This is a genomic window from Longibacter sp. (assembly GCF_051155795.1).
Lineage (GTDB): Bacteria > Bacteroidota > Rhodothermia > Rhodothermales > Salinibacteraceae > Longibacter.
The window spans coordinates 1-11,455 of sequence record NZ_DAXETW010000108.1 but is presented as its reverse complement, the minus strand read 5'-3'; the positions used below and the strand labels follow the sequence as shown (position 1 = coordinate 11,455).

General features: G+C 60.5%; 9 protein-coding genes. 3 read left to right on the top strand and 6 right to left on the bottom strand.

Going from position 1 to position 11,455, the window contains the following annotated elements; all coding sequences use genetic code 11:
* The first annotated feature begins 594 nt into the window (after window positions 1–594).
* Complete coding sequence (locus ACFCU0_RS11635) at window positions 595–1,812, top strand: hypothetical protein (protein ID WP_434973844.1); 1,218 nt, start codon at window positions 595–597, stop codon at window positions 1,810–1,812.
* A gap of 18 nt (window positions 1,813–1,830) precedes the next feature.
* Here ACFCU0_RS11635 and ACFCU0_RS11630 read toward each other — a convergent pair whose 3' ends face one another.
* The 4 genes from ACFCU0_RS11630 to ACFCU0_RS11615 form a co-directional block, all read right to left on the bottom strand.
* Window positions 1,831–2,664 carry a LytR/AlgR family response regulator transcription factor gene (locus ACFCU0_RS11630; protein WP_434973843.1) on the bottom strand — a complete coding sequence of 278 codons (834 nt, stop codon included), beginning with the start codon at window positions 2,662–2,664 and terminating at the stop codon, window positions 1,831–1,833.
* Between the two features lie 89 nt (window positions 2,665–2,753).
* Window positions 2,754–3,980 (bottom strand): sensor histidine kinase, encoded by a 1,227-nt coding sequence (locus tag ACFCU0_RS11625; RefSeq protein ID WP_434973842.1) that lies wholly within the window; start codon window positions 3,978–3,980, stop codon window positions 2,754–2,756.
* Between the two features lie 77 nt (window positions 3,981–4,057).
* Complete coding sequence (locus tag ACFCU0_RS11620; RefSeq protein ID WP_434973841.1) at window positions 4,058–4,852, bottom strand: tetratricopeptide repeat protein; 795 nt, start codon at window positions 4,850–4,852, stop codon at window positions 4,058–4,060.
* 123 nt (window positions 4,853–4,975) lie between these two features.
* Window positions 4,976–7,273, bottom strand: coding sequence for a TonB-dependent receptor (locus ACFCU0_RS11615; protein WP_434973840.1), 2,298 nt, complete (start codon window positions 7,271–7,273; stop codon window positions 4,976–4,978).
* A 334-nt stretch (window positions 7,274–7,607) separates the two neighbouring features.
* Here ACFCU0_RS11615 and ACFCU0_RS11610 point away from each other — a divergent pair, with 334 nt between their 5' ends.
* On the top strand, window positions 7,608–7,823 hold the full coding sequence (locus ACFCU0_RS11610; RefSeq protein WP_434973839.1) for an integrase core domain-containing protein: 216 nt from the start codon (window positions 7,608–7,610) through the stop codon (window positions 7,821–7,823).
* A complete protein-coding gene (locus ACFCU0_RS11605; protein WP_434973838.1) occupies window positions 7,765–8,103 on the top strand; it encodes a transposase in 339 nt (112 codons plus the stop codon). The genes ACFCU0_RS11610 and ACFCU0_RS11605 overlap by 59 nt, the downstream gene beginning before the upstream one ends.
* Before the next feature lie 1,035 nt (window positions 8,104–9,138).
* On the opposite strand, the gene ACFCU0_RS11600 is transcribed toward ACFCU0_RS11605, so the two are convergent.
* The gene (locus ACFCU0_RS11600; protein WP_434973837.1) at window positions 9,139–10,953 is read right to left on the bottom strand and encodes a hypothetical protein; all 1,815 of its coding nucleotides are present in this window, start codon (window positions 10,951–10,953) and stop codon (window positions 9,139–9,141) included.
* 27 nt (window positions 10,954–10,980) lie between these two features.
* The coding region (locus ACFCU0_RS11595) for a T9SS type A sorting domain-containing protein (protein WP_434973836.1) at window positions 10,981–11,455 on the bottom strand (475 nt) is incomplete at its 5' end.

The window sequence follows — 11,455 nt, the reverse complement described above, 5'->3', positions numbered from 1 at the left end:
TAAGGTCTTGGAAGACTCCGAGGAAGACTCCAGGGAAAACTCCGAAGATGAATAGTGACGCACGTGTGCTGTCGGAACATGGACGCCTTGACGTATCATAGCGCAATGTCCCCTAAGTGTCCCCCACCTCACCTATGGCTGCTATATCCTTTGGTATAAGCCACTGATATACATCGGTTTGTGGAAAATAGAAACCGTATAGCCTTGTGCAATCGCACTGCAGAGGTCAGGAGTTCGAATCTCCTTAGCTCCACACAAAAAACCCCACCAGAACGCCCGAAACGGTGTTTCTGGCGGGGTTTTCTGCGTTTGTGCATACGGCTTCAGAAATGGGCCGCTACAGACGTCTGTTTGCAGAACGTGCAGGCCGATCATTACGCTTGGTTGCCCGTACGGCTAAAGGGTTTTTAAACCTTTGCTTGCAGAGAAATACACGGATGTGCGACGAGCAAAGCGGAATCGTGTGCTTTTCCTCGCCGTCTCCGTGCGTCGGATCTCTCCCAGTCGTGCTCTGGTTGCCACTGGCTAACGGCCTGCTGTGGCCCCTCTGCTGATTCTCTGGCCGTTCGTTTCTGCTCCCTTTCAGTCTCATCCATGTCCGCGCCGTCCCTGAACGTACCCGCGCTTCCCGGTCCGACCGTAGCCTTCGAGAGTTCCTCGTCCGGTGGGGCACCGGCCCCTCCGGATTCGTCGCCCTGGCGAAGACTGCTGGTTTTTTCCGTGATGATGATTGTCGGAGCGGTAGCAGGCGTATTCCTGGGCGACAGCCTGACGGGACCGTGGACCGCAACGGATTGGGCGCTGCTCGCTGTGGCGACGCCTGTGGGGCTAATGCTCCTTATCGCGATTCATGAAGCCGGACACACCGTGGCGGGGTCCCTCGCAGGATTCCGACTCCAGCACGTCTCCGTCGGGCCGCTCAAGATGCAACGTACGCCTCAAGGGTGGACGGCGTCGCGAAGTCAGCACGGCGTTTTCGCGGGCATGTCGCACGGGGTGCCGGGACCCGACTTGCAGGCAGCCCCCACCGAGGTCGTGCGCCGGGCCCGCGCGATCCGGCTGATCGGCGGCGCAGCGGCGAATGTGTTCAGCGGACTGCTCGCCCTCGGGCTCGCCGCGCTTCCGGTCGGGGAGACGGTGGAGACGGCTGCCCTCGTCTTTGGGATCATGTCGCTGGGGGTAGGTTTTGTCAATCTCCTTCCCCTTCGCACGGGGAGCGGTTTCATCACGGACGGTGCTCGACTCGGGCCGCTCTTGCGGGGAACGCCGGAAGCTAATCGCGATGTTGCGCTGGCAACGGTGCGCGCTGAGGCATATGGCGGAACTCGGCCGCGAGAGTGGAGCGCCCGATGGGTAGAGCGGATGCTCACCCCGCGCGACTACGGCATGACCGACGGCAGCACGCGCATGCTTGCCTATCGCCATGCACTCGATGCTGGCCGCACGGACGACGCACGGGCTTACCTCGCGGAGGCCCTCAACCTGCTCGACCGGTTGCCGAGGGCGCAGCACGGCGGACTCATGGTCGAAGCCGCTTACTTCGAGGCCGCACACCGGGAGGATCCGGAAAAGGCCCGGGTATGGCTGGAGCGCGCTGGCGGCGGGAAGGGCGCGTCCATTCCGGGCGTCCCTTCGTGTGCGTCGGGACGGGCTGAGGCGGCAGTACTGTTGGCTGAGGGGAACCACGCCGACGCCCATCGCCGGATCGACGACGCTGAATCCGCACTGAGCGAGCATCCGGTGGATGGGACAACCGTCGCGGAGCAGGCCTGGCTGCGCGACCTCGCTCGCCGTATGCCTCACCGTCCCTGACGTCGTGCCCTGCTCTGCTTACACAATCCGGTCGCGGATCTCCGGAGCGTAGGAGCGGCTGACGCGGAGACGGGTGCCGTCGACCAGTCGTGCCACGTATCCGCCGGAGTCGTCGCTGCGCAAGTGGTCGACTGCACCGAGAGAGATGATATGCGACCGGTGCACGCGGGCAAATCGGCGCTCGTCCAGCCGCTCCGCCAGCTCGCCAATCCCTTTCGAGGAAAGAAATGTGTTCTCCTGGGTGTGCAGCTCGGAGTAGTCGCCATCCGCTTTGATCCACAACACATCGTCGAGCTCGACGGGGATGATTTTGCCGCCGTGGCGCACGTACAGCCGCTCGGGGGCATCCCCCGGCGCTTTGGCGGCTTGCAACAGGTCGGCGATGCGGTCGGCGTAGTCGCTTGATTCACCCGTACGGGACGGTGCTGGCTCTCTATCAGGATTGGCGTCGTTAGGGTCGGGTCGGCCATCGTGGCGAGCAAGGACGCGACCCACGGCGGTGTCGAAACGGCTGCGCTTGTACGGCTTCAGTAGGTAGTCCACCGCGCCGGTCTCGAACGCCTGAATCGCGTACTCGTCGTAGGCTGTCGAGAAGATGATGTCGGGAAGTGTGTCGATCTGCTCCAGCACGTCGAACCCGTCACCGTCGGGCATCTGCACGTCCAGGAAGACCAGGTCGGGGGCCTCGGCGTCGATACAGTCCACCGCGTCCGAGACGGATCCGGCAGACCCCACCACGTCAATCGCGTCGTACGCGGACAGGAATTCGTCCACGAGCGCACGCGCTGGCGGCTCGTCGTCGACGATGATCGCTCGAAGCGGAGGGACCGACGGGGAGGAAGATGCACTCATCTCGATCGAAAATCATGGAGTGAACGCGGCACGATCTATCGCGCCATTTCGCCCGGTGCAGCCGCACTCGGTGCGCTGTAAGAACCAGTTTACACTTCAGCCGATACTGGCACGTCGAACCAGACCCGGAAGCCGTGCGGGCTGACGGCTTCGGCGTGTAGTCGGCTTTCTTCTCCTAAAACCTTCCGCAGCCGTGCGTCTGTGTTGACGAGTCCGACGCCGCTGCCATCGGCTCCAGCATCTTCACCGGCGCGTTCGTTTTCGCGCTGTCCATTTCCGCGATGTATCTCTGCTGCGTTATTGCCGGTGAGCGGAAGCGTTTCTCCTGGACCGACGCCGTTATCCTCAACAGTCACGCGGAGCCTGTCCCGACGCTGCTGCACGCCAAGCTGGATCGTTCCGCCGTCCTCCTTCGGCCCAACGCCGTGTTTGACGGCGTTCTCGACGAGCGGCTGAACGACCATCGGCGGGACCGGCGCGTGGAGGGCGTCGTCGGGCACCTTAACACGGACATCGACGCGGAGACGGTCAGAGAAACGGTGCGATTCGAGGCTCAGGTAGCTAGCAGCCATTCTCAGCTCGTCGCGGAGCGGAACGGTGTCGCGGTCGATGCTGTCGAGCGAGTGACGAAGCAGTTGGGCAAGGTCGGCGATCATCTCCCGCGCTTCCTCCGGGTCGGCGTAGACGGTGCTGCTGATGGAGTTGAGCGTGTTGAAGAGAAAGTGCGGGTGCACCTGTGCCTTCAGGGCAGCCAGCTCGCGCTCCCGGGCCAGGGCGGCGTACTCGGAGGCCTGCTTCTCACGCCACCGAAGCCGCTGAAACGACCGGACGAGGTGGTAGATCGCAAACTGCACGGCGTACAGCGTTCCCCCACTCAACAATACCCATTGATACGACGCCTGAATTTGCTCCACGACAAAATCGCCGATGATAGCATCCATGAGAGCCAGATACAGTTCCAGCCCAACGAACGCGTACACGGGGGCCATGACAAGATGCGCGATCAGTGGCCGGATCCAGTGTCCGTCATCCATCGCACGAACCGTCCCCCACCACACCGGCACGCTCAACATCGCGTGGAGCAGCGCGAAAATGAGTTGTCCGGTGAAAAGAAAGGCGAACGGGGTCTCCGGCTGGTCCTGAGCGACGAGGAAGGAATAGAGCAGTGCAAAGAGTGCCCACCCGACGGCGGAGAGCCCGACGCCCGCGGCCGTGATGGACGGCGGCGGAGGCGTCGCCTCTTCCAGGCGCTTGCGAACGGCCTCGGGCGTCTCCGTGTGCACGTCGGTGTTGAGAGGCTCGGTGCGGGAGGGCATGACGGGTCAGGTCCGGGAGTGTTCAGCGGTCACACGTCGGTTCAGGGCTCCTTACTTTGCAGAGTGAGACTTGATGGCTACTCCGCGGCGGCGAGCTTGGGCATCAGGACGTTTTCAACCCATGCGTACTCTGGGCGGACCGACAGTGCGCTCTGAAACGCGTTTCGGGCGGGGTCGAAACGGTCAGCACTCGCGTGTGTGATTCCGATCCAGGCATACGCCTCGGCATGTCCCCAGCCGGGTTCGAGCGACTTCGACGCCGTGTCGGAGGCAGTTGCGTTCTCCTCAAACTCGCGAATGGCTTCTTGTAGCCGCTTCAGGCCAAGATCTTTATCGCCGCCCCACATGCTGGGTTTGTTGATGAGGCTGATACCCTCGGCGATCAGAACGCGCGGGTTGTCGGCATCAGCAGCCTTTGCAGCCTCTAAGCGGTTGTCGGCTCTGGGTCCGTAGCGCATTCCACTGAGCATGCCCTGTCCGGCTTTGCGTCCGTAGACGAGAGCGAGCAACGCATTGGCTTCTGCCCATCTCGCCCGAAGCTCCAGCGCTTTCTCCAGGTGCTTGGCGGCGTCGTCCATGTACGTCTCCTGCTGATCCTCGCCGGATACGTCGATGAGACGGTAGTCGGCGAGGCCGATGTAGTAGTGGCTGACCGCGGCGAGGGTGTCGGAGGCGGTAGCTCGCTGGAAGAGGCTTCGCGCTTGCTGTAACGTCGCGGGGTCGCCATGGGTTGTTCCCTCTTCAAGAAGGTCGGTTCCCCTGGCCAATAGTGAGTCAACAGGCTGAGCAGACGTCGCAGATGGGGCGAGGGTGAGTAGCAAGAGGGTCAGGAGTGAGGCTGCGAGCGTGGAAACAGACGAGGAAGATGACATAATAGCGGCAGCGTGTGGTGAGCGGTCGATGTCGCAAGGTCCAAAGCCGACGAAACGGGTTCGTTCTCGGCGGGTCGATGAGTCGCGTGTCGGATCGATAAGGCGTTGCGAGGCCGCCCCTGGTCAGAGTTGGACGGTGACGCCGACGTAGAACGAGCGCCGGAACAGGCTGCGCTGGTAGTTTGATTGGCGGTAGTCGGGAGAGTACGTAACCCCGAGGACGTTGCGGCGGTCGAGGGCGTTGTTAACGGCGGCGTAAAACAGCGCGTGCCGCCCGTCACCGAGGGGCCAGAAGTAGCTGAGCTGCAGATCGAGGCGTTGGTACGTTGGCAGTCGCTGACTTCCGACGGAGCCGTCCACGGGGAGAACGTTCCCTGCAGGCCCGGTACGCGTCTCGATGACGGGTGTGTACGGTTCGCCGGAGGTCAGCCGGTACGAGGCGCCCGCGTAAACGCGAGGTACGATCTCCACTTTCCCCACCAGCGAAACCTGATGTGTGAGGTCGAACGGTGCCGGTCCGTCGTCAAGCACCACGTCCGCCCCAATGTCGCGTGGCTGCGTCCGATCAGCGTCAAGCAGGCCGTACGAGATCCACCCGCTGACGGGCGTCTCCAGGAACGTTCCGTACTGCGCAAACACGTCGAAGCCGCGAGCTTGTCCGGTTCCGGCATTCGCGAAGGACTCCGGACCGGTTCGGACCACGAGGTCGTCGTAGGGCTTCCAGTAGCTCTCGACGCGAACGAGCAGCGGGTCGCGGTCCATCGTCACCCCGGCTACGACGTGCTGCGCCGATGCAGGCCGCAGCGATGTTGGTCCGGCGTGCTGCCCGGCATCTTCCAGGTCCGGCCCTTGATGGTAGCGTCCCCACGCGAGGCGAAGCGTCGTCGTTTCGCTCAAGGCGAGGCGAGCCGACGCGCGCGGATCCACGACAACATCGCCTGTCAGCGCGTAGGCGTCCGACCGGGCGCCGGCGGTGAGCGTCAGCGGCTCGAATCGCGTCGTAGCAAGCTGCGCGTAGCCGCCGGTCCGCCGGTCTCGGACGGTTTCGTCAACGGAGAAGACGGGAGCAGATGGGCCGATGACATCCGGCTGTGACGGAAATTGGCCTCGAAACCGGTAGCGGCGACGTTCTGCCACGACGCCGGTTTGAAGCGTCCAGTCTGGCCCCAGTCCCCAGACAGCGTTTCGGCGAGCGTCCAGGCGGACGGCCCAGGTGGCGTCGACGAGGCGGGTCTGGAGCACACCGAACGCGCGGTCATCCTCAAACCGGTTCCACGACAGGCTCGCGTCCAGCGTCCACGTCCCCGCTTGCTGCATCGCGTGGAGGACATGAAGCTGGTTCGTTGAGCGGCTGTCGAAAAGCCCGTCGTACGCGCCCTGCGCCGAGTTTAGGCCAATTTGGTTGAGTCGTCCGAACGAAACCCACGTCAGCTGCCCGTCTGGCGCGTAATCCCAGTTCAGCACCGCGTTTCCATCCCATCCCTGGGGCGCCACCTCGAACTCATCACCCCGCCCGTTTACAGCGAAGAGAACACCGGTGAACGACCGATTCCCGCTCACGCGAAGCCCGACCGCGTCCCCGATCGGCTGGCTGACGGACACCGATGCTCCGGCAAGTCCCAGACCGAGGGATTGTGACGCCTCTTGCGGGCGATCCTTCGTGTCCATGGCCAGAATCCCCGACAGCGCGTCGCCGTACTGTGCCGAGAAGCCGCCCGTCGAGAACTGCGTTCCGTCCACGAGGAACGGCGGCACCGTACCGAAGGCACCGCCGGTGGGTGTTTCCGTTCGGTATGGATGCACGAGTGGCGCTCCGTCGAGAAGCGTCCGGGTTTCGCTCACGTCGCCGCCGCGGACAAATAGCCCCGCCCCGTCTCCCGGTGCGCCGATGCCAGGGAGGGCCTGAAGTGCGCGAAAGATATCGCCGGAAGCCCCCGCCGTCGTGACGGCTTCCAGTGGCGTCAGCGAAGCCTGCGCATCCATGTCTAGCGGCGCCCGTGCTCCTGTGATCACGGCTTCCTGCATTGAGACCTGCTGGTTTGCAAGTCGAAACTGTACGCGTGTCGTGTCACCCGCAGTCAGCCGGATATCCGTAGACGTGGTTTTATAGCCCAGCATCGACGCGCGAAGTGTGTGGGGGCCGGTGCGCGATGTCGTGAAGACGAACGCGCCAGTTGTGTCCGTCGCGGTGCCCACCGTCGTTCCAGCAAGGTAGACACTCGCAAACGAGAGCGGCGCGCCCGAGGCATCGGCAACGGTCCCCGTGACGACGGCGGCGTTGTTCGTCGACGTCGGCTGGGACATCGCCGGGTTGAGGCCCGCTGCGGCGGCGATGCCGAGTGCGACAAGCAGCACAGGGCGCCAGTACGCAAGGCTAAAGGGAACGGCAGAACGAAGCGGACCGAATCGCGAGGGAGACATGGGGATGGGCGGCGCGACGAGAAGACGGTTCGCGTGCCTGTAGCCGCCCCAGGGCCACGCGTTCGCCCAGAATCGACGAACCGCGTCTGGAATCGACGAACCTCAGTCTCAAGGGCCTAGTCTCTCGCTCCAGACGCTTCGCCCTTCTCGGTTCCCATTTCGCCGTCGTACGTGCGTCGGTTCGTTTTTGATGGAGATGTAGGCTTCCCTACTATCCCTGTTATCTCGCCCAGCCAGACGTAGAGGATTCGAGGGTACGCGGGCGCGCGGGCGTCATCAGACGGCAGCGGTCCCGCGCCGTGCCTGGGGCTACCGAACGACGGTGATCTGTTCGGTGCGCACCGTGCCTGCGGACTGCAAGCGTACGAAGTACGTCCCACTCGACAGGCGGCTCGCATCCAACGACGTCGTCTGCCGGCCCGGTAAACCGACGCAGAATGCGTATATCGAACGCTTGAACGGCAGCCTCCGACGTGAACTCCTCAGCGCGTATGTCTTCCGGACGCTTGATGAGGTCCGGGAGAAAGCGCAGGAGTGGCAGTACGACTAGAACCACCGCAGGCCGCACAAATCGCTCGGACACCAGCCACCCGCGAGCCTGCTTCCCCTCGAACTCTCTACTTTTGACTGGGCCAGATAATGAGGAAGCTTACACTACAACGACAGGATTCGCGGTTCAACCCCGGCGTTGGGTGGTCGAGCGCACCTTCGCGTGGCTCGGGCGCTACCGGCGGCTCGCAAAAGATTACGAACGCAAGGTTCAAACCGCCGAAGCCATGATCAAAATCGCCATGACACGGCTCATGCTGCGTCGGCTGACTCGAGCCTGACAATTTTCAGACACCCTCTAAATAGCCTCTAGCACTTTCACTTATCGGGTGGCCTCTGCTGACTTAAGCGCTGCAACGCGCTTGGGTATGAACCAACGATCCATAAGACCGCGCCGATGAAAATGATTATTCCTTGCAGTTGACCGCCAAGGCCATCCCCACCTGCTATACCCAGAAAAGCGACCCATAAGCCCAGTATCGTGTTTGTGACCTTCCCAATTTTACTCGGTGGGATAAACCTGTATGTTGAGAACAGTGCGCCTATAGAAGGAATCAATCCTAGTACAAGAATCAAACTGTCCGACCTAGGTGCAAAAAGATACAGTAAGACGATTCCTGCTATTGATATGCAGCAACCGGTAAGTCCCACCTTCTGAGACTTGGTAATCGTTGTTGACATGGGTGCTTCAGTTAGATGAGATTACCTGGCGCCGAAGTCGGTCAGGCTGCGATAAAGCCGTTGGTCTGGTTTCTCGAAGAGGCAGGGTCTATCATCTGGATTCGTCTAAAAGCAAAACCCCTGCTAGCCATATCTCTTGGGCGCCAGGGGCGTCACGTTTTTTATTCTATTTTTCTGCTTTTTGAACAGGCATCTGTATCTCATGGATAACCATCAGAACGATAAACATCTTTACAATAGTAATCATATCTCTTTAATTTATGTTTAGTGAGTTATTGAGTGCTGGCCATGCGGCTGCACTTGTTTCTCGCCTGATATGCCAGCAACCCTTTATAAAGGCTAAGTTAAGGATTGTTCAACCCTTGATGCTGGGTGTTTCGCTCCTTCAATAATATAGCACTTTTTGTGTCGGTGTCGACACCGTTACTCCATGCGGTAGTGATACCTTAAGGGTATTGTCGTTCCGTCGCGCGAGCTTGACCAAGAAGACGCTCTATTGGGTTCGTTGTGGCACCGAGTACAAGTTAGCGAAAGTCAGAGAATGGAGGTGGCCCAATTGTAGGTGGGTCCTGAATGACCGGCAGGCCGGATAGCTTCTCCCAGCCCCAGCAGTGAGCGTATAGTATAGAATAATATCATCGCTCTGGTGCGCCGATCACGTGCAGACTGTTGGACACTTCCTGGAAGAGCGGCTGATACTCGTCCCAGAGGCGAGCGGGACTGACCAGGTCGATTCGGGCCAGATACCTAGGCGTAGCAATGAAGACTAGCTGGTTACGTTCGGGTTCGGAGATCTGCTCGCTCTCTCCCGCCAAGGTGTAGGTGATGGTCCTCCCGTTGGCAATTTGTGTGCGAGACGAGTCCACCCGTTCAAATCCAGGGTTTGACTGTAAAAGCCCGCGTATGGCTTGCGGTGCCCATCGTTCAACCTCGACGTTCGTCTGCTGCCCACGTGGTGCTACCCATAGATTCACGCGGACGCCCTCAGACAGATATCCATCGACGTTTGCCACCTCCGCGGACTCCGGAGCGAGCATCAGACCGACATTGAAGTACCCGTCTTGCCCCCATCCGGCCTGATAATGGTCTCGCCACCCCTCCGGTTTACTCATGCGCATGACTCCATTGGAGCCGCGGTAGGTAGTCATTGAGTACGATTCCGGGGTGCTTCCTTGGACGGCTGCGATATCTTTTAACTCCGACCGGTCGAGCTCGGAGAGCACGACCCATCCTTGCAGCACACTTCCCTCGACGGAAAGCGGGATTTTGGTTCCGGGTTTTTGGCGTGAGAGTTCATCGAAGGTGATCGACATCTCTCCGATGAAGTCGGGCTCGCTCAGGTCTTTATCTTCGACGGCAAACTGCAAGCTGGTTCCCGCATTAAGGTTGACCGGACGTTGGGGTTGAAATGTGGCCGTCTGGGTATCACGCTGCCGCCCCAGGTTTGCTTTCAGAGCCCCATCCTGGTAAAATGTGATCATGGGATCGGGAGGGCCGCTGAAGTCCCAACTCTTCCCATTTCGGGTCTGGTTGGAGACCTTCACGCCGATCTCGTCAATTTGGTATCGGCCGGGGCCAATCTGGCGCGTCTCCCATTCAATCGGTTCAGATTCCACATCTTTCAGAAACGTGTATTCGACCATGATGGGCTCGGCCTCCGCGATTCGGAAGTTTTGCCTGACCTCCTCTGCAGAAAGTGCAATCGGGACGCTACTCCCTTTAGGCTCCAGTCCACGCAGCCGCACCTTTGTCGTCAGCTGATTGCTCTGGGCCATCCGGCGAAAGTCTCCGCCGGGTTGTCCGATGACAGACTGCAGGTTGGCGGCAACGCCAGAGGTGAAAGACGACGAGCGACCACGGATCATCACGTCAAGCGACCAGCCGTAGTAAATGGCTGAGATGAAGTAGTCGGCGTCGACATTTCGCGGCCTCCCCCCTTGCAGGTCAAGTCGGTCGACACGCGTGATGTTCTGCACCTTCAGGAGTGCGTATCGGTTCTTCGACGCATCAGACCATTCACCACTGAGTAGCCCGAGCGCGTTGGCTGTCGCATTGAGTTGAAACTGAGACTGTTGAAGACGTAGGTCAGCCTCGTATGAGTTGTCACTCTCAGAAACCGTGCGTGCGCTGGCGTCCGGAACCACTTCAACGACGCTAAATCCCGATCCATTAATCGGTCGCCCACGTCCAAGCTGCTCCGAGCTTATTCCTTCTGGTGCAGGAATCCGCACCCGTTGCTCACGCTCATAGGCCACGTTTTGTGCCTCCGCTTCGGTCGCATCTATTGAGGCAATGAGACCGATCACGAGGATGAAAAACAGGGGCACACGACCCCCGATAGTGCTCCGCAGGCGTGTCCACGCAAAACCGTGTTGAATCATCTGGATATCTGAAACTGCAGCAGTACGAGTAGGAGATGTGTTCCGTGTAAACCAACGCATGATCGACATGAGAACATAGAGTGTCAGCGAATTAGGTTATCGCACGACCGTGACCCGTTCGGTCGTCGATAATTGATCCGTTCGCGTTCTCAGAAAGTATGTCCCACTCGAGAGTCGTTGTCCGCTGAGGTCAATGCTCACGGTCTCTCCAGATTGTACCATTCCCTGATGTAGAACGTCGACCTGGCGCCCCAAGATGTCATAGAGCACAACGCGCATGTCCCCGGTTTCACGTGGTGTCACCGTGGCCGTTGGATTCGCAGACGGCGACGACCGAACGATGATCTCGACCGGGTCGTCCGGGATAACCCGAACCGACACGGTTTTCGATAGGGTTTCCGTGCCGTCGATGTCGACCTGGCGAAGCCGGAACTGATGCGTGCCTGTTCTGATCTCCTCAACGGCGAATCGGTAGCTCGTCGCATCGGAGGTCGTTCCTTGTCCTTCGACAAACCCTGTTTCGAGCCATTGGGCTTCTTCCGGCTTCTGGTGCTCGACGTAGAACCCCGCG

What these genes read in the sequence shown, in the direction of transcription:
- ACFCU0_RS11625 (WP_434973842.1), bottom strand. Translation starts at nt 3,980, where the DNA reads ATGCCCTCCCGCACCGAGCCTCTCAACACCGACGTGCACACGGAGACG.
- ACFCU0_RS11620 (WP_434973841.1), bottom strand. Translation starts at nt 4,852, where the DNA reads ATGTCATCTTCCTCGTCTGTTTCCACGCTCGCAGCCTCACTCCTGACC.
- ACFCU0_RS11630 (WP_434973843.1), bottom strand. Translation starts at nt 2,664, where the DNA reads ATGAGTGCATCTTCCTCCCCGTCGGTCCCTCCGCTTCGAGCGATCATC.
- ACFCU0_RS11605 (WP_434973838.1), top strand. Translation starts at nt 7,765, where the DNA reads ATGTCTTCCGGACGCTTGATGAGGTCCGGGAGAAAGCGCAGGAGTGGC.
- ACFCU0_RS11635 (WP_434973844.1), top strand. Translation starts at nt 595, where the DNA reads ATGTCCGCGCCGTCCCTGAACGTACCCGCGCTTCCCGGTCCGACCGTA.
- ACFCU0_RS11615 (WP_434973840.1), bottom strand. Translation starts at nt 7,273, where the DNA reads ATGTCTCCCTCGCGATTCGGTCCGCTTCGTTCTGCCGTTCCCTTTAGC.
- ACFCU0_RS11600 (WP_434973837.1), bottom strand. Translation starts at nt 10,953, where the DNA reads ATGTCGATCATGCGTTGGTTTACACGGAACACATCTCCTACTCGTACT.